The sequence below is a fragment of the Micromonospora endophytica genome, assembly GCF_003236305.1.
GTDB classification, from domain to species: domain Bacteria; phylum Actinomycetota; class Actinomycetes; order Mycobacteriales; family Micromonosporaceae; genus Micromonospora; species Micromonospora endophytica.
The window spans coordinates 1-17,155 of sequence record NZ_POTX01000126.1 but is presented as its reverse complement, the minus strand read 5'-3'; the positions used below and the strand labels follow the sequence as shown (position 1 = coordinate 17,155).

The 17,155-nt window shown below is 71.1% G+C and carries 16 protein-coding genes; 13 read left to right on the top strand and 3 right to left on the bottom strand.

Features of this window, described 5'->3' with window-relative positions; all coding sequences use genetic code 11:
* On the bottom strand, positions 1 to 759 hold a 759-nt coding region (locus tag C1I93_RS18275; protein WP_111244509.1), incomplete at its 3' end, for a TetR/AcrR family transcriptional regulator.
* An 80-nt stretch (positions 760 to 839) separates the two neighbouring features.
* Between C1I93_RS18275 and C1I93_RS18270 the strand changes: the two genes are divergently transcribed.
* The gene (locus C1I93_RS18270; protein ID WP_111244508.1) at positions 840 to 1,238 is read left to right on the top strand and encodes a VOC family protein; all 399 of its coding nucleotides are present in this window, start codon (positions 840 to 842) and stop codon (positions 1,236 to 1,238) included.
* Positions 1,239 to 1,363: 125 nt separating this feature from the next.
* Complete coding sequence (locus tag C1I93_RS18265; protein ID WP_111244507.1) at positions 1,364 to 2,581, top strand: NADP-dependent isocitrate dehydrogenase; 1,218 nt, start codon at positions 1,364 to 1,366, stop codon at positions 2,579 to 2,581.
* Positions 2,582 to 2,957: 376 nt separating this feature from the next.
* Here the strand turns inward: C1I93_RS18265 and galT are convergent, their stop codons facing one another.
* Together galT and cysC are read right to left on the bottom strand one after the other, a co-directional pair.
* Complete coding sequence (gene galT, locus C1I93_RS18260; protein WP_111244506.1) at positions 2,958 to 4,034, bottom strand: galactose-1-phosphate uridylyltransferase; 1,077 nt, start codon at positions 4,032 to 4,034, stop codon at positions 2,958 to 2,960.
* Between the two features lie 37 nt (positions 4,035 to 4,071).
* Positions 4,072 to 5,601, bottom strand: coding sequence for an adenylyl-sulfate kinase (gene cysC, locus C1I93_RS18255; RefSeq protein ID WP_111244505.1), 1,530 nt, complete (start codon positions 5,599 to 5,601; stop codon positions 4,072 to 4,074).
* A gap of 168 nt (positions 5,602 to 5,769) precedes the next feature.
* On the opposite strand from cysC, the gene C1I93_RS18250 reads away from it, so the two are divergent.
* The 11 genes from C1I93_RS18250 to C1I93_RS18200 all read left to right on the top strand — a co-directional run bounded on the left by C1I93_RS18250 (position 5,770) and on the right by C1I93_RS18200 (position 17,035).
* Entirely contained in the window at positions 5,770 to 6,684 is a 915-nt protein-coding gene (locus C1I93_RS18250) for an ABC transporter ATP-binding protein (protein ID WP_111244504.1), read from the top strand.
* On the top strand, positions 6,677 to 7,558 hold the full coding sequence (locus C1I93_RS18245; protein ID WP_111244503.1) for an ABC transporter permease: 882 nt from the start codon (positions 6,677 to 6,679) through the stop codon (positions 7,556 to 7,558). The genes C1I93_RS18250 and C1I93_RS18245 overlap by 8 nt, the downstream gene beginning before the upstream one ends.
* The gene (locus C1I93_RS18240; protein ID WP_111244502.1) at positions 7,555 to 8,505 is read left to right on the top strand and encodes an ABC transporter ATP-binding protein; all 951 of its coding nucleotides are present in this window, start codon (positions 7,555 to 7,557) and stop codon (positions 8,503 to 8,505) included. The genes C1I93_RS18245 and C1I93_RS18240 overlap by 4 nt, the downstream gene beginning before the upstream one ends.
* Positions 8,505 to 9,215, top strand: a complete 711-nt coding sequence (locus tag C1I93_RS18235) for an ABC transporter permease (RefSeq protein ID WP_111244501.1) — start codon at positions 8,505 to 8,507, stop codon at positions 9,213 to 9,215. Before C1I93_RS18240 ends, C1I93_RS18235 begins: the two co-directional genes overlap by 1 nt.
* A 530-nt stretch (positions 9,216 to 9,745) precedes the next feature.
* On the top strand, positions 9,746 to 10,429 hold the full coding sequence (locus tag C1I93_RS18230) for a GntR family transcriptional regulator (protein ID WP_181445223.1): 684 nt from the start codon (positions 9,746 to 9,748) through the stop codon (positions 10,427 to 10,429).
* Positions 10,426 to 11,391 (top strand): tripartite tricarboxylate transporter substrate binding protein, encoded by a 966-nt coding sequence (locus C1I93_RS18225; protein ID WP_111244499.1) that lies wholly within the window; start codon positions 10,426 to 10,428, stop codon positions 11,389 to 11,391. Before C1I93_RS18230 ends, C1I93_RS18225 begins: the two co-directional genes overlap by 4 nt.
* A 1-nt stretch (position 11,392) precedes the next feature.
* Positions 11,393 to 11,902, top strand: a complete 510-nt coding sequence (locus C1I93_RS18220; RefSeq protein ID WP_111244498.1) for a tripartite tricarboxylate transporter TctB family protein — start codon at positions 11,393 to 11,395, stop codon at positions 11,900 to 11,902.
* Positions 11,899 to 13,431 (top strand): tripartite tricarboxylate transporter permease, encoded by a 1,533-nt coding sequence (locus C1I93_RS18215; protein ID WP_111244497.1) that lies wholly within the window; start codon positions 11,899 to 11,901, stop codon positions 13,429 to 13,431. Before C1I93_RS18220 ends, C1I93_RS18215 begins: the two co-directional genes overlap by 4 nt.
* A complete protein-coding gene (locus C1I93_RS18210; RefSeq protein WP_111244496.1) occupies positions 13,428 to 14,450 on the top strand; it encodes a sialidase family protein in 1,023 nt (340 codons plus the stop codon). Before C1I93_RS18215 ends, C1I93_RS18210 begins: the two co-directional genes overlap by 4 nt.
* Complete coding sequence (locus C1I93_RS18205) at positions 14,447 to 15,328, top strand: dihydrodipicolinate synthase family protein (protein ID WP_111244495.1); 882 nt, start codon at positions 14,447 to 14,449, stop codon at positions 15,326 to 15,328. Before C1I93_RS18210 ends, C1I93_RS18205 begins: the two co-directional genes overlap by 4 nt.
* Before the next feature lie 72 nt (positions 15,329 to 15,400).
* On the top strand, positions 15,401 to 17,035 hold the full coding sequence (locus C1I93_RS18200; protein ID WP_111244494.1) for a fucose isomerase: 1,635 nt from the start codon (positions 15,401 to 15,403) through the stop codon (positions 17,033 to 17,035).
* Positions 17,036 to 17,155: the final 120 nt, after the last annotated feature.

The window sequence follows — 17,155 nt, the reverse complement described above, 5'->3', positions numbered from 1 at the left end:
GGGTGGGGAAATGAGGGTGGCCAGGCCGTCCAGGACGCGGGCGAGGCCGAACTCGTACGCCTGGTCGGGGTGGTAGGCGGCGTGCTGGGCGGTGCCTGCGGCGGCGCCGACCCGGACGGCGGTCGGGTAGCGCCGCTCGTCGAGCACCTCTGCCAGCAGCGGACCGTTCGCCGCCCACCACTGCTCGTCGGTCCAGGCACTGTCCCGGCGAGCCGACCGCGCCTCGGCCGCCGAGCGGGCCGCGGCCCGGACGAAATCGAGTACGTAGGTCAACGCGGCGTCCCGGGTCACGTCGTCCAGGCCGGTGTCGTCGAAGGCGCGTAGCTCGTACTCGTACTTGGCGATCAGGCCGGGGCCCAGCGGCGGGCGACCGGTGGCGACCTCGGCGGCCCACGGGTGGGCGGCGAACAGCTCCCGGTTGTCTCGGGCGAGCGCCGCGACCCGTACCCGCCAAGGTTCGCCGGAGCGGTCCGGCCTGGGCATTTCCGCGTAGACCGCGTCCAGCATCAGGTCGAGCAGCTCGGCCTTGCCTGGCACGTACGTGTAGAGCGTCATCGGTGCCACGCCGACGGCCTGCGCGACGGCACGCATGGTCACCGCGTCCAGCCCCTCGGCGTCGGCCAGCGCGATCGCGGCCGTCACGATGTCCTCAAGTGAGCGGCCCGGCCGTGGGCCGCGGCGCGGGCCCGCGCCGAGTTGTCGCCAGAGCAGGCGCAGGGTGTGGGCGGGATCGCCGCCTCCGGTGCGGTGGTTGGGCACCTGCCGATCTTCGCAGGTCAAATCTTCGTACGTAGTACGTTGTACAATGTACGAAGTAACTGCCAATCCAGGGAGCGCATGTGCACATCACCGGATCAGCCATCTCGCTCAACGTCGAGGACGTCTCCGCCTCCGCCGCCTTCGTCAAGGAGCACTTCGGGTTCCGGGAGGAGATGGCGGCGGACGGGTTCGTCTCGCTGGCCCGCGACGGGGTCGGCTTCAACCTGATCTTCCTGCGGGTCGGCCTGGCCACCCTTGCGCCCGAGAGCCTGAAGCACCAGCGGGCCGAGGGGCTGCTTGTGGTCTTCGTGGTGGACGACATCGACGCCGAGTACGCCCGCCTCCAGGCCGCCGGCGTGGCGATCGCCACCCCGCTGCAGACCGAGCCCTGGGGCGAACGCTTCTTCCAGGTCACCGACCCCAACGGGGTGATCCTTCAGCTCGTGCAGTGGCTGCACGGCGTGGAGGCGGCCAGCTGACCGTGCCCGGCAGCTCGGGGCATGGCCCGGGCCCGGACGGGTAAGAGGCCGTCCGGGCCCGGTCGAGGCGGATCCAGTACGCTCGTACTGCTTGAGCACGTGTCCCCCGAGAGGAGCGCCGGCCGATGGCGAAGATCAAGGTAAACAACCCGGTCGTGGAGCTCGACGGCGACGAGATGACCCGGATCATCTGGAAGCAGATCCGCGAGCAGCTGATCCTGCCCTACCTCGACGTCGACCTGCACTACTACGACCTGTCGATCCAGCACCGCGATGCCACCGACGACCAGGTCACCATTGACGCCGCCAACGCCATCAAGGAGCACGGCGTCGGCGTCAAGTGCGCCACCATCACCCCGGACGAGGCCCGGGTGGAGGAGTTCGGGCTGAAGAAGATGTGGCGGTCGCCGAACGGCACCATCCGCAACATCCTCGGCGGCGTCGTCTTCCGCGAGCCGATCATCATGTCGAACGTGCCGCGGCTCGTCCCGGGCTGGACCAAGCCGATCATCATCGGCCGGCACGCCCACGGCGACCAGTACAAGGCCACCGACTTCGTCGTCCCCGGCCCCGGCACGGTGACCATCACCTACACCCCGGCCGACGGTTCGCAGCCGGTCGAGATGGAGGTCGCCAACTTCCCCGGCGGCGGCATCGCGATGGGGATGTACAACTACGACGAGTCGATCCGGGACTTCGCCCGGGCGTCGTTCCGGTACGGCCTGGACCGCAACTACCCGGTCTACCTGTCGACCAAGAACACCATCCTCAAGGCGTACGACGGTCGCTTCAAGGACATCTTCGCCGAGGTGTTCGAGAACGAGTTCGCCTCCGAGTTCGCCGCCGCCGGCATCACCTACGAGCACCGGCTCATCGACGACATGGTCGCCGCCGCGCTCAAGTGGGAGGGCGGCTACGTCTGGGCCTGCAAGAACTACGACGGTGACGTGCAGTCCGACACCGTCGCGCAGGGCTTCGGCTCGCTCGGCCTGATGACCTCGGTCCTGCTGTCGCCCGACGGCCGCACGGTCGAGGCCGAGGCCGCGCACGGCACCGTCACCCGGCACTACCGGCAGTGGCAGAAGGGCGAGAAGACCTCGACCAACCCGATCGCCTCGATCTACGCCTGGACCCGGGGCCTGGCCCACCGGGGCAAGCTGGACGGCACCCCGGCGGTCACCGAGTTCGCCAACACGCTGGAGTCGGTGATCGTCGAGACCGTCGAGAGCGGTCAGATGACCAAGGACCTCGCGCTGCTGATCTCGCGGGACGCCCCGTGGCAGACCACCGACGAGTTCATGAACACGCTCGACGAGAACCTGGCGCGCCGCCTGGCCGCCTGACCACGTCAGCACCTGTCGAGCCCCGCCGGCGCCCGGAGCGTCGGCGGGCTCGCCGCTTTCCGGCCCGCCGGGTCGGCTCTGGGCGTCCCCGCCTGTCGGAACCGCGGCGTCACCCCGGACCGGTGCACGTCGTTGACGTGGTTGGACGAGATGCCAGTCGCGTCCCGGAAGGTTGACCATGACCGCCGCTCGGCACCTGTGCCGAGCGACCAGCCTTCCAGGCTGTCGTTCACGTCAGCCGTCCCTTCCCTGCGGGGGGCCCTGTCCCGGGCCCCCCGCGCCCTGCTTCCAGCCCCCGCTGCTCCTCGTCGATCTAGGGGCTTTCGTCGTTCTTGGAGATCAAGTAGCGACGATCGTCCCTAGATCGACGAGGGGGTCAGGGGGTGCGGAGGAGGGCGGCGGCGCGCTCGGGTGCGATGTCGTTGATGAACACGCCCATCGCCGACTCCGAGCCGGCCAGGTATTTCAGTTTGTCCGCCGCCCGCCGGATGCTGAACAGTTGCAGGTGCAGATGGCCCAGTTCGCGGTCGATGCGGACCGGTGCCTGGTGCCAGGCGGCGATGTAGGGCATCGGCATGTCGAACAGGCCGTCGAAGCGGCGCAGCAGATCCAGATAGAGCGGGCCGAAAGCGTCCCGCTCGTCATCGCTGAGCGCCGGGATGTCCGGCACCGGTCGGTGCGGGGCGATGTGCACCTCGAACGGCCACCGGGCCGCCGCCGGCACGTACGCCGTCCAGTGCTCGTTCGCCGCGACCACCCGCGTGCCGGCCTCCCGCTCGGCGGCGAGCACGTCGGCGTAGAGGTTGCGCCCGCCGGTGCGCTCGGCGTGCCGCCGGGCCGCCGCCAGCAACGAGCGGGTACGCGGCGGCAGGAACGGGTACGCGTAGATCTGCCCGTGCGGATGGTGCAGGGTCACCCCGATCTCCACGCCCCGGTTCTCGAAGCAGAAGACCTGCTCGACGCCGTCGTACTCGCTGAGCACTGTGGTGCGGTCGGCGAGCGCGTCGAGCACCGTGCGGACCCGGCTCGGCGGCAGCGCGGCGAAGGCCGAGTTGTGGTCGTCGGTGAAGCAGACCACCTCGCAGCGCCCCTGGCCCGGCCGGACCGGCGTGAACGGCGTGATCTCGGCCGGCTCCTCGGCCACCCGTCCGCTCAGGGCCGGGAACCGGTTCTCGAAGACCGCGACGGCGTAATCCGGGGCCGGGATCTCGCTGAGCCGCTCCGCCGTGGAGGGGCAGAGCGGACACTGGTCGGCGGGCGGCAGGAAGGTCCGCGTCTGCCGGTGCACGGCGACCGCCACCCACTCGTCGGTGAGCGGATCGAGGCGCAGTTGGGAAGCGGGTGGGGGAGGGGGCAGCTCACGCCGGTCCGGCTGGTCCCGGACGGCGTCGTCCCGCTCGTCGAAGTAGATCAGCTCCCGGCCGTCGGCCAACCTGATCTCGGTACGCTTCATCGCCGGTCCCCAGTCTCTCCGCGGTGCCACCAGCCGGTCAGAGCGCCGGCAGGCGAGGCTCCACCCAACCAGTCTCGGTGAGGTGGTGCAACACCGCCTGGACCGCCTCGTCCACGCTGAGATCGGTGGTGTCCAACACCAGATCGGCGTCGGTGGGTTCCTCGTACGGGTCGTCGATGCCTGTCATCCCGGTGAGCAGGCCGGCGCGGGCGCGCGCGTACAGGCCCTTGCGGTCGCGCTGCTCACAGACCTCAAGCGGCGTGGCGACATGCACCAGCAGGAACCCGGCGCCCGCCGCGACAGCCATCGCCCGGGCCGCCGACCGGGCCTGGGCGTACGGTGCGATGGGGCAGCAGATGGAGATGCCCCGGTGCCGGGCGATCTCGGCGGCCACCCAGCCGATCCGCCGCACGTTCGTGTCCCGGTCGGCCTTGCTGAACCCCAGCCCCGCGGTCAACTCGCGGCGCACCACGTCACCGTCGAGCAGGGTGATCGTGCGCTCGCCCTGCTCACGGAGGGCGTTGGCGAGACCACGGGCGACCGTCGACTTGCCGGAGCCGGAGAGCCCGGTGAGGAACACCACCAGACCCCGCTGCCGTCGGGGCGGCCGGGCCCGGCTCAGCTCCTTCGCCACCGCCGGCGGCGTGTGCCACTCGGGCAGCGGGAACCCCCGGTCGAGCAGGTCGTCGATCTCCTGCTGGCTCAGGGCGAGCCGCCTGTTGCGCGGCGGGATGTCGTCGCGCCAGCGCCACTGGCCGTCCCGGTTGTCGTACGCCAGCTCGCGCGGCACCAGCACCCGCAGGCCGGCCCCGGAGAGCATCTCGCCGGTGGAGAGCAGGTGGGTGACGCCGTACGCGGCGGAGACCCGGGCCCGCAGCAGGGCGTCGCTGATCTCGTCCGGCCGGTGCGCCAACGGCACCGCGACCAGGGTCGCCGCCGGCATCCGGTCGCGGGCGGCGAAGACGCTGCGGACCAGCGCCTCCGGCGGCAGTCCGCCGAGGCCGTCCTCACCCACCGGAATCATGATCAGCAGATGTGCGCTGAGCGTACGCACCGCGTGCGCGATCTGGGCCAGCTGCGGCCGGTGCAGCGGCCGGTCGGCGATCACCCCGAGCACCCGGCCGGGTGGCAGCAGCGCCCGCAACTCCTCGGGCGTACGACGCAGCCGCTGGAACGGCCCGTGTCCACCGTCACCGAGCCGGCGGACCTGGCCCCCGACGCCCGCCACGCCGTCACGCACCTGCCACGCGTCGCTCACCTCAAGCGCGGCGGCCGGCGCGCCCTCACCGTCGGTCAGCACGATCGTGCGGCGGTCCGGGTCGGAGAGATCGAGCTGCGCCAGCAACGCGGTGGGCACCTGAAGCGTGACCGCGACCGGCCACGACGCGCCGTCGACCAGCCGGCCCCGGCGGCTGACCGAGACCAGGTCGGCCCGGGTCATGAAGCCTGTCAACGGCGCGTACGCACCGATCAGCAACAGCTCCAGATCCGCGAGCTCGCCGGGACGCGGCGTGTACGCCGGCGCGTCCCGCAGCACCTCGTCGGGCAGCACCCACCCGTTGCTCATCGAACCCCCAACTCCGGCGACCGGCACACAGTTTCGCAGCCGCCCGCCGATCGGTCGAGAGCACCACCGCCTACCCAGACCCTAGGGGGCGCCGGCTGGCCAGAATCAGGGAAAGGCCGGGCGCGTTTCCCGGATCACCGCATTGTCGAACCTCTCTAGGCTGTCGGCGTGACACTGATCGCAACCGAGTCGTTGACGAAGGTCTACGGCGGCGGAGTGACTGCGCTTTCCGAGCTGACCGTCGCGGTCGAGCCGGGCGTCGTCGGCCTGGTCGGCGCCAACGGCGCCGGCAAGTCGACGCTGATCAAGCTGCTGCTCGGCCTGCTGACCCCGACCGCCGGCCGGATCCAGGTGCTGGGCCTGGATCCGAGCACCGACGCGGCACAGGTCCGCGCCCGGGTCGGCTACATGCCCGAGCACGACTGCCTGCCGCCCGACCTGTCCGCCGCCGAGCTGGTCACCCACCTCGGCCGAATGAGTGGCCTGCCGCGTACTGTCGCCCGGGAACGGGCTTCCGAGGCGCTGCGGCACGTGGGGCTGCACGAGGAGCGCCACCGCCCGGTGGGCGGCTACTCCACCGGCATGAAGCAGCGGGTCAAGCTCGCCCAGGCGCTGGTGCACGACCCCGATCTGCTGCTGCTCGACGAGCCCACCAACGGCCTCGACCCGGCCGGCCGGGACGCCATGCTGGCCCTGGTGCACCGGATCGGCAACGAGTTCGGCATCTCCGTGCTCGTCTGCTCGCACCTGCTCGGCGAGGTCGAGCGGATCTGCGACACCCTCGTCGCGATCGAGGGCGGGCGGCTGCTGCGCGCCGACCACATCGCCGCGATGACCTCCGCCACCGACGTGCTCGCCGTCGAGGTCAGCGAGGGCACCGACGCGCTCGCCACCCGGTTGGCCGCGCTCGACCTGCCGGTGAGCCGGGACGGCCGACTGCTGCTCGTCCCCCTGGCCGACCAGGGCACGTACGACCTGATTCTCGGTGCGGTGGCCGAGTTGGACCTGCCGCTGCACCGGCTGGATCAGCGCCGGCACCGGGTCGCCGAACTCTTCGCCGCGAGGGAGAGCAGCCATGCCTGAGCCGACGGGCGTCATCCACGACATCGGCTACCAGCGCTACACCGGCCCCCGGCTCGGCCGCCGGCAGGTCTTCGGCGCGCTCTACCTGCACGGCGTACGGACCGTCTTCGGGCTGGGCCGCAGCGCCAAGGCGAAGATCTTCCCCTGGCTGGTGGTCGGCATCGTGGTCATGGTCGCCGCCGCGGTGACCGCGATCAGCAGCCAGATCGGCCAACGGGTGATGACGTACGCCCAGTTCGCCGACTCGATGAGCTGGCTTGTCATCTTCTTCGTCGCGGTGGCCGCACCCGAGCTGGTCTCCCGAGACCTGCGCAGCGGGGTGCTCCCGCTCTACTTCTCCCGGCCGCTGCCCCGCGCCGACTACCCGCTGGCCAAGCTGCTCGCCCTGGCCACCGGGCTCTGGCTGCTGCTCGGTGCGCCGCAACTGGTGATGTTCTTCGGTGCCGCGTTCACCTCCGACGGAATGGGCGCGGTCTGGGACGAGCTGCTCGACCTGCTGCCCGGGCTGCTCTACGCCGGGCTGTGGGCGGGGATCTTCGCCTCGGTCGGTCTGCTGGTCGCCGCGCTGACCGGCAAACGCGCCTTCGCCGCCGGCGGGATCGTCGCGGTCTTCCTGATGACCACGCCGATCGTCGGCACGCTGACGATCCTGCCGTCGGAGACCGTGAACCAGCTGGCCGGTCTCGCCTCACCCTCCACCCTGGTGCAGGGCATCGGCATCTGGGCGATGCGCGACCAGATCGTCACCAGCCTGGACGGCGGCGGCCCCGACCTCGGCCCCTTCGGCCCGGTGTACGCGCTGGCCGCCGTCGCGCTGATCGCCGCCTGCGTCGCCCTGCTGCTGGCCCGCTACCGGAAGGTGGCCGCACGATGACCACGATCAGCAATCCCGCCCCGCCGGCCGTCAACACCAGCACCCTCGACCTTGTCGGGGTGTCCCGCTGGTACGGCAACGTGGTCGCGGTCAACGACGTGAGCATGAGCCTCGGCCCCGGCGTGACCGGGCTGCTCGGCCCGAACGGCGCGGGTAAGACCACACTGCTGCACATGATGGCCGGGTTCCTCGCCCCCTCCCGGGGCACCGTCACCCTGGACGGCGGACCCACCTGGCGCAACCCCGAGGTCTACCGCCGCCTCGGCCTGGTCAGTGAGCGGGAGGCGGTGCACAGCTTCCTCACCGCGTACGAGTTCGTACTGGCCACCGCGAAGCTGCACAAGCTGCCGGATCCGCAGGCAGCGGCCCGCCGGGCGATCGCCCTGGTCGAGTTGGAGGGCGCGCAGGACCGCCGGATCGGCACGTACTCCAAGGGCATGCGGCAGCGGGCCCGGGTGGCGGCGGCGCTGGTGCACGACCCGCAGGTGCTGCTGCTCGACGAGCCGTTCAACGGCATGGACCCGCGGCAACGGCTGCACATGATGGGGTTGCTGCACTCGCTCGGCGACGCCGGCCGGACCATCCTGTTCAGCTCACACATCCTGGAGGAGGTCGAGCAGGTCTCCGGCACCGTGCAGGTGATGGTCGCCGGGCGACTCGCCGCCTCCGGCGACTTCCGGACCATCCGCCGGCTGATGACCAACCGGCCGCACGTCTTCGCCATCCGCTCCACCGACGACCGGGCGCTTGCCGTCGCCCTGATGGCTGAGCCCTCGGTCACCGGCGTCGAACTGAGCCGGGACGGCCTGACCGTACGGGCCGGTGACTACGGCGCCTTCACCCGGGTGCTGCCGAAGGTGGCCCTGGCCCGAGGCGTACGGGTGCGGCAGTTGATCCCCGAGGACGAATCCCTGGAGAGCGTCTTCTCCTACCTGGTGGAGGCCTGATGTCCACTGTCGCCTGGATCACCGCGCGCGGGCTGCTCGGCCGCCGCCGGTTCCTGTTGCTGCTGCCGCTGCCCGCGTTGCTGGTGGCGCTGGCCGTGCTCTGCCGAGGGCTGGGGGTGGCTCCCGCCAACTGGGGGCCGCCGGTGCTCGTCGGCCTGGGGCTGGCCGTGGTGCTGCCGGTGGTCGCGCTGATCGTCGGCACCGGCGTGCTCGGTGCCGAGATCGACGACGGCACCGTGGTGCACGTGCTCACCACGCCTCTTCCTCGCTGGCAGATCGTGCTGCCGAAGTTGGCGGTGGCGATCGGAGTCAGCGCCGCCACCGTCGCGGTGCCGCTCTTCGCCGCCGGTCTGCTGGCCTCCTCGGCCCGCCTCGGTCTGGCGTTGGCTGTCGCCGCGGCGCTCGGTGCGGTGGCGTACTCGGCCCTGTTCGTGGCGGCCAGCCTGCTCACCCGTCGACCGGTGCTGCTCGGCCTGGTCTACGTGCTCATCTGGGAGGGCCTGCTCAGCAACGTGGTCACCGGCACCCGGGTGCTCTCCATCCAGCACTACGTGATCGCCCTGGCCGACCGACTCGCCCCGACCGAACTGCTCGACACCACGGTCTCCGTCACCGTGGCGGCGGTGATGACGGCACTGATCAGCGTCGGCTTCGCCCTGCTCGCGATCAACCGGCTCCGCTCCTTCTCCGTAGCCGGCGAAACCAGCTGAGGTGCAAGGAGGGGCCCCCTGCTAACGCCTGGTGTATAGGAGGGGCCCCCTCCTAACACGTGCACGGCCGGGCCGACAGATCGCGCGGCCGCAGAGAGAGACCGGCAGTTCCACTGCCGGTCTCTCGTCGTCGACCCCGATGAATCCGTGGTTGGCTGGAGAGCATGCGTCCACGCGGGTGCCGCCGGCCGACGTCGGGACCAGGCCCGCGTCGAGGCACCACATCAACCCTGCGCCCGACGGCGGCCGGGCCCCCGGCGTCGGCCAGGCTTCGGGCATGGCCGGGCCCCCGGCGTCGGCCAGGCTTCGGGCATGGGCCGGGCTTCGGGCGTGGGTCGGGCCGCCGAGGGCAGGGTCCGCGGGGACGCGGGCGGTGCGCGGCGCTGGTCGGGCATTCCTGCCGTACGTCGACGGATGCGGGATCTACCAGGCAAAACGCCGGTACGAAACATCGAGAAACTTGTTCGTCATCAGCCGTTGACCGGCGGAAAAGTAAAGTGTTAACTGTTAACGGTTATCGGGAGGGCAACGTGTTGGACGTCAGGCCGATCAGGGTGGAGTCCCTCGGCGAGAAGCTGGCAAACGAGCTGCGCCGCCGCATCATCGTGGGCGACGTACCCTCGGGCACCCGGCTCGTCGAGGAGGATCTGGCTGATTCCTTCCAGGTCAGCCGGGGGCCGGTACGAGACGCCATCCGCATTCTGCGGGCGGAGGGACTCGTCGCCGGCTCGGGCCGGAACGCGGCCACCCGTTCGCTCAGCGACGCGGACATCGAGGAGCTGATGGCGCTCCGCGAGTCGTTCGAGTTGCTGGCGGTGGAACGGGCCATCGGCGTCCGGCGCGAGGTCCTCGCCCGACAATTGCGTACCGCCCTGGCGGAGATGGACACGGCCGTGGCCGACCGTGACCCGTCCGCCTTCACCACGGCCGACATCCGGTTCCACAGCGCGTTCTTCGACAGCGCCGGGATGACCCGGCTCAGCGTCCTGTGGAACCAGTTTCGTCCCACCATCGAAGGTCTGCTGCACGCCTCTGGCAAGCGGCTGGCCGACCTCGCGCCCTCGGCGCGGGAACACCACGACCTCGCCGGACTGATCACCGCCGGAAAGGTCGCAGAGGTCAAGGCCGAGCTGCACCGACACCTGCAGACGACCTGCTCGCGGCTGCGTTCCGCGATCCCCCCGACTCCCGTCCAGAGAGAGACCGACGAATGAGCACACGCATGCTGCGCCTCGCCGCGCTGGCCGTGGCCGGCACCCTCGTGGTGACCGGTTGTGCCAACCGCGGCGGGAGCGAGACCGCCTCCGGCGCGAACTACCCGGAGAAGGACCTCACCCTTATCGTGCACGCCGCCGCCGGCGGCGGTTCCGACCTGACCGCCCGTACGCTGGCCAAGGAGCTGGAGTCGGACCTGGGCCGGTCGATCGTGGTGGAGAACCGGACCGGCGGCGGTGGCCGGGTCGGCCTGACCTACCTCAAGGACCGGCCCGCCGACGGCTACTCGATCGGTTTCATCCCGGTCGAGGTGGCGATGCTCGGGCACCAGGGCGCCGACATCAAGCCCGACCAGTACACGATCCTCGGGCAGGTCATGAACGCGCCGGCGACCCTCTCGGTGCCGACCAACAGCCCGTACCAGACGCTCGACGACCTGCTGGCGGCGGCGCGCAAGGACCCGGGCACGATCACCGTGTCGAACTCCGGCGCCGGCGCGATCTGGGAGGCCGCCACCCTCGCCCTCGGCGAGGCGGCCGGAGTGACCTTCAAGCCGGTCCCGTACGACGGCGGCGCCCCCGCCGTGGCCGCCGGTGTCTCCGGCGAGGTCCAGGCCGTGATGGCCGGGGTCAGCGAGTCCGCCGCCGCGGCGGGCAACAACCAGCTGCGGATCCTCGCCGTGCTGGCTCCCGAACGGGTCTCCTCGCTGCCGGACGTGCCGACCGGCAAGGAGCAGGGCGTCGACGTGGTGATCGGCGGTTGGGGCCTGATGGGCGCCCCCGCCGGCCTGCCGGACGAGGTCAAGCAGCGGCTGGCCGAGGCCGTCAACAAGGCCGCCTCGTCGCAGGCGTTCAAGGACGTGATGACCAAGGCCGGCAACACCCCGCTGGCCACCTCGCCCGACGAGGCAACCCAGTTCACCCAGTCCGAGTACGACCGCTTCGGTCAGATCTACGGCTGACATGGTCAGCCACCACCCGCCGGTCCAGGGTGACCTCGGTGTCGCCGCGCGCTGGCGTGCGGCGGCACCGGGGGTGGTCTTCCTGGTGCTGGGCACCGTACTCCTGGGGTTGGCCCGCTCGATCGAGTTGCCCACCCGGGCGCTGGCGGTAAGCCCCCGGATCTGGCCCGAGGCGCTCGCCTTCGGGATCATCGGCCTGTCGGTCCTCCAGATCGTCCTCGCCTTCGTCACCACGCCGAGGGCCGCCACGGCGAAGACGGCCGACGACGACGATGAAGAGGGCCCCGCCTCCCGCTCCGGGATCGTCCGGGTGGTCGGTTTCGTCGCGGCCACCGTGGCCTTCGGCCTGCTCTGGTACTACCTGCACTTCCTGGTCTCCGGGCTGGTCTTCGTCGCCGCGCTCACCTGGGTCGCGGGCGGTCGGGGGATCAAGGACCTGCTTCTCTTTCCCGCCGGAGTGACTGTCGTGATCTACGTTCTGTTCGGTCTGCTGCTGCGGGTGCCGCTGTGAACGCGCTGTTCGAGGGCTTCGGTGCCCTCCTCTCCCTGCAGATGCTGCTCTGCATCGCCATCGGCGCGGGCATCGGCATGTTGGTCGGCGCCTTTCCCGGCATCACCGCCACCATGGCGGTTGCCCTGGCCAGCGCCTTCACCCTGACCATGGACCCGCTGCCGGGTCTGGCGGTGCTGCTGACCATCCTGATCGCCGCCCAGTTCGGTGACCGGGTGCCGGCCATTCTGATCAACACGCCGGGCACGCCGGCTTCCATCGCCACCACCTTCGACGGGTACGCGATGGCCAAGCAGGGCAAGGCCGGCATCGCGCTGACCGCGTCCGCGTTCGCCTCGGCGGCCGGCGGCTTCGTCGGCATCGGGGTGCTGATGGTCGCGGCGATCCCGCTGAGCACCCTGGCCATGCGCTTCGGTTCGCCGGAGATGTTCGCCCTGGTGATCTTCGGCCTGACCATGATGGTCGAGGTCTCCGGCAAGCAACTCGTCAAGGGTCTCATCGCCGGCCTGTTCGGCCTGGCGCTGGGCACCATCGGCCGGGACCCGATGGACGGCTCGGACCGGTTCACCTTCGGCATCCCGCAACTGGTCGAGGGGGTGCCGTTCATCGCGGTGATCATCGGTCTCTTCGGCATCGCCGAGGTGTTCAGCCAGATGATCTCGCGCACCCGGGGCCAGCAGAAACCGATCACCAGCTTTGGCCGCTGGTGGCCCAACAAGCAGGAGAACAAGCAACTGATCAAGCCGGTGGCGGTGGGCTCGGCCGTGGGCACCGTGGTCGGCGTGCTGCCCGCCGTCGGCGGTGACATCGGCGGCATCGTCGCCTGGAACCAGGCCAAGCGGCTCTCCAAGCAGCCGGAGAAGTTCGGCAAGGGCTCGCTGGAGGGGCTCACCGCGGCCGACTCCTCCTCCAACGCCGGGGTCGGCGGATCGGTGCTGACCACCCTGGCCCTCGGTGTGCCGGGGGACTCGGTGATGGCGGTGATGCTCGGCTCGATGATCATCTGGGGCATCCAGCCCGGTCCCGGACTGTTCAGCTCCCAGCCGGACCTGGTCTACTCGATCGCCGGGATCATGCTCGTCGCGACCGTACTGGCCCTGGGACTGAGCCTGCTGCGGATGCGGGGCGTCGCGAAACTGCTCGAACTGCCCGACCGGTTCCTCTGGACGGTCATCCTGGCCTTCTGCGTCGTCGGCACGTACGCGGTCAACAACGCCATCTTCGACGTGGGCGTGATGCTCCTGTTCGGCGTGCTCGGTCTGCTGCTGCGCCGGTACGGCTTCCCGGCCGGCCCGATCGTGCTCGGCCTGATCCTCGGCCCGCTCGCCGAACGCAACTTCCGCCGCTCGATGGAACTGGGCGGGTTGGAGACCATCTACACCAGCCCGATCGCCGTCGGCTTGATCGTGCTGGGTGTGCTGGCCGTGGCGGTGCCCCGGATCCGGGCCCGGCGCAAGGCCCGCCGGCAGGAGGCCGACGACAGCGACACCCCGACCGACCCGCCGGTGCCCGTGGAGGCCAGCCGGTGACGGCGAGACACTTCGTCGTCCAGGACGTCCCCGGCCAGTGCCACGGCAGCACCATCTGCCCGCTCGACGACTCCTTCGTGGTCGCCTGGTTCGCCGGCGACCACGAAGGAGCGGCCAACTCCCGGATCTGGCTGAGCGTTGGTGCCGACGACACCTGGACGGCACCGGTGGCGGTCAGTGGCGACCTGGCCCCCTGCTGGAACCCGGTGCTGCACCTGCGTACCAGCGGGGAACTCGTCTGCTGGTTCAAGGTCGGCACCACCATCTCGACCTGGGTGACGTACCAGGTGACCTCGGCCGACGAAGGTCGCACCTGGTCGGCCCCACGGCCGCTGGGGAACGCGGAGCCGGGCGGCCGGGGCCCGGTACGCACCCCGCCGCTGCGGTTGCGCTCCGGCCGGCTGCTCGCCGGGGCATCCACCGAAACCTGGGGCGAACGCCCCCGCTGGGACTGCTTCGTCGACCTCAGCGACGACGACGGCCGCACCTGGCGGCGTACCCCGGACATCGCCCTCGACCACGACACCTTCCCCGGCGCCGGGGCGATCCAGCCCGCACTCTGGCAGACCCCGGCCGGCGATCTGCGGCTGCTGGCCCGCAGCACCGCCGGCCGGCTGGTCGCGGCGAGCAGCGTCGACGACGGCGAGACCTGGACACCCGGGGTGCTCTCGTCGGTGCCGAACAACAACTCCGGCATCGCCGTGGCCCGCCTCGGCACCACCCTCTACCTGGCGCACAACCCCACCACCGGTGACTGGGCCAGCCGCGCGCCGCTTGTCGTCTCCGCCTCCACCGACGAGGGGGAGAACTTCACGCCCTGGCGAACCCTTGAGCAGTCCCTCGGCGACCCGACCGGTGAGGGCTACCGACCCGCCGACTCCGGGGTGCGGACCACCGGCGCCAACGAGTTCTCGTACCCCTGTCTGGTCCCCGCCGGGGACCGGCTCGCGGTGACCTACACCTGGCAGCGGCGCGGCATCGCGCTCGCCCTGCTCGACCCCTCGGAGCACACCTCATGACGACGGCCCATCCCGCTGCCAACCTGATCAGCGCCGTACCTACCCTCTTCGCCGCCGACGGCAGCGTCGACCTGGTGGCCACCCGGGCGGCGTACGACCAACTCGCCCAGCACCCGCTCGACGGGGTGTTCGTGGCCGGCACCACCGGCGAGTTCACCACCCTCACCGACGCCGAGCGGTTGGACGTCAGCGCCGCCGCCGCCGACGCCTTCGGTCCCGACCGCACCTACTGGCACGTCGGGCACGCCAGCACCCACCAGGCGGTACGCCTCACCCGCGCCGCCGTCGACCGGGGCGCGGCCCGCCTGGCGGCGCTGACCCCGCACTACTTCCCGGCCACCGAGTCGGCGCTGCTCGACTACTACCAGGCGGTGGTGGCCGCAGCCGGTGACGTACCGGTGTACGGGTACCTCTTCGCCGCCCGTACCACCACAGTTGTCTCGCCGGCGCTGCTGGCCCGGCTGGCCGCGACCGGCCTGGCCGGCGTCAAGATCAGTGGCGAGCCGACCGCCGTGCTCCCCGACTACCTGGCCGCCCTGAACGGACAGGACCTGCCGGTCTACTCCGGTGCCGACGCCGACTTCGCCGAGATCGTCGCAGCCGGCGGCGCGGGCGTGGTCTCCGGCGTCAGCTCCGCGCTGCCGGCCCCCTTCCTCGCCGTCCGCGACGCCTTGCGCAGCGGCGACACCGAAGCCCTCGCGGTGGCCCGGGAACGCGCGCGGCGGGCGGTGGCCGCCACCCGGCACGGCGACCTCGCCCACCTCAAAGCCGTCCTCGAACTGCGCGGGCTGCCGGCCAGCGCCCTGCGCGCCCCACTCGACCCGATCTCGGCCGAGAACCGTCGCGCCCTCGAAACCGCCGTCGCCGACCTGCTGTAGACCCGACCCGCGCCGGCGCCCTCGAAACCGCCGCCGACCTGCTGTGACCTCGCCGTCCCCAAGGAGCCCCGCGTGAGCAACTACGCCTTTCCCGAATTGACCGAACAGCCGTCGGCCGAGCCCGGCGTGGTCTGGACCGTCGCCAGCGGCGACCTGCGGCCCAGCGCCAACGTCACCTGCTGGCCGGTGCAGCGGCAGTTCGAGGCCGACCTGGAGGCGGCGGTCGTCGCCCTGGGCCACCGGGTCCACCGGGCCCACCCGGTCGACGAGGCCGCCGGCCACGGCTTCATCGCCAGCCAGCGCCAGGGCATCGAGGTGTTCAAGTCGATCCCGCCGGACGCGCCGCTGATCGTCGCCGAGGCGGTCTGGCAGTACAGCCACCACGTGCTGGCCGGGCTGCGTACCCACCAGGGACCGATCCTGGTGGTGGCGAACTGGAGCGGCGAGTTCCCCGGCCTGGTCGGCCTGCTCGGGCTGACCGCCAGCCTGACCAAGGCGGGCGTGGCGCACTCCATCCTGTGGAGCGAGAAGTTCACCGACGAGTGGGCGGTGTCCCGGCTGCGGACCTGGCTGGAGACCGGCAAGCTGGAGCACGACCAGAGCCACGTACGCGACCTGCCGGCGCTGCCGGACAACACCGAGGTACGCCTCGGCCGGGCGCTGGCGGCCCAGCTCAAGCGGGACAAGGCCATCATCGGCGTCTTCGACGAGGGCTGCATGGGCATGTACAACGCCATCATCGACGACGAACTGCTCAACCCGCTCGGCATCTACAAGGAGCGGCTGTCGCAGAGCGCGCTGGTCGCCGAGATGGGCACGGTCAGCGACGCCGAGGCCCAGGCCGTCCGGGACTGGCTGGACGCCGCCGGGCTGACCTTCCACACCGGCACCGACGAGGCCACCGAGCTGACCGACGCCCAACTGCACAGCCAGTTCAAGATGTACGTCGCCGCGCTGCGCATCGCCGACGACTTCGGTCTCGACGCCGTCGGCATCCAGTACCAGCAGGGTTTGAAGGACGTCGTACCCGCCAGTGACCTGGTCGAAGGGCTGCTCAACAACGTCTCCCGCCCGCCGGTGACCAGCCGCGACGGCGCCCGCGAACTCTACGCCGGCGCGCCGCTGCCGCACTTCAACGAGGTCGACGAGGGCGTCGCGGTGGACTCCCTGATCACCAACCGGATCTGGACCGCGATGGGACTGGACCCGGCCACCACCCTGCACGACATCCGCTGGGGTGAGGAGTACGACGGCCAGTTCGTCTGGGTGATGGAGATCTCCGGCTCGGTCCCCGCCTCGCACCACGGCGGCTACGACAAGAGCTGGAGCATGCGCCAGCCGCCGATGTACTTCCCGCTCGGCGGCGGCACCCTCAGCGGCGTCTCCAAGCCGGGCGAGATCATCTGGTCCCGGGTCTTCATCGCCGACGGCATCCTCCACGTCGACCTGGGCCGGGGCACCGCCGTCGAGCTGCCCGCCGAGGAGACCCAGCGCCGGCTCGACGCCACCACCCCGCAGTGGCCGATCATGCACGCGGTCCTGCACGGCGTCGACCGCGACCAGCTGATGGCCCGGCACAAGGCCAACCACCTCAACGTGGTGTACGCCCCGGACGCCGCCACCGCCGACCGGGCGCTCGCCGCCAAGGCCGCCATGTTCGCCGAACTGGGCCTGGCAGTGCACCTCTGCGGCGAGGTGAACCTGTAGATGGCACCACTGCTGATCGGCATCGACCTCGGCACGGGGAGCAGCAAAGGCGTGCTCACCGACGCGACCGGGCAGGTGCTCGCCACCGCCGTCCGCCCCCGCCCCCGGTCGATGTCGCTG

Coding starts and splice junctions, on each gene's coding strand:
- C1I93_RS18265 (WP_111244507.1), top strand. CDS start 1,364: ATGGCGAAGATCAAGGTAAACAACCCGGTCGTGGAGCTCGACGGCGAC.
- galT (WP_111244506.1), bottom strand. CDS start 4,034: ATGAAGCGTACCGAGATCAGGTTGGCCGACGGCCGGGAGCTGATCTAC.
- cysC (WP_111244505.1), bottom strand. CDS start 5,601: ATGAGCAACGGGTGGGTGCTGCCCGACGAGGTGCTGCGGGACGCGCCG.
- C1I93_RS18245 (WP_111244503.1), top strand. CDS start 6,677: ATGCCTGAGCCGACGGGCGTCATCCACGACATCGGCTACCAGCGCTAC.
- C1I93_RS18240 (WP_111244502.1), top strand. CDS start 7,555: ATGACCACGATCAGCAATCCCGCCCCGCCGGCCGTCAACACCAGCACC.
- C1I93_RS18235 (WP_111244501.1), top strand. CDS start 8,505: ATGTCCACTGTCGCCTGGATCACCGCGCGCGGGCTGCTCGGCCGCCGC.
- C1I93_RS18225 (WP_111244499.1), top strand. CDS start 10,426: ATGAGCACACGCATGCTGCGCCTCGCCGCGCTGGCCGTGGCCGGCACC.
- C1I93_RS18220 (WP_111244498.1), top strand. CDS start 11,393: ATGGTCAGCCACCACCCGCCGGTCCAGGGTGACCTCGGTGTCGCCGCG.
- C1I93_RS18205 (WP_111244495.1), top strand. CDS start 14,447: ATGACGACGGCCCATCCCGCTGCCAACCTGATCAGCGCCGTACCTACC.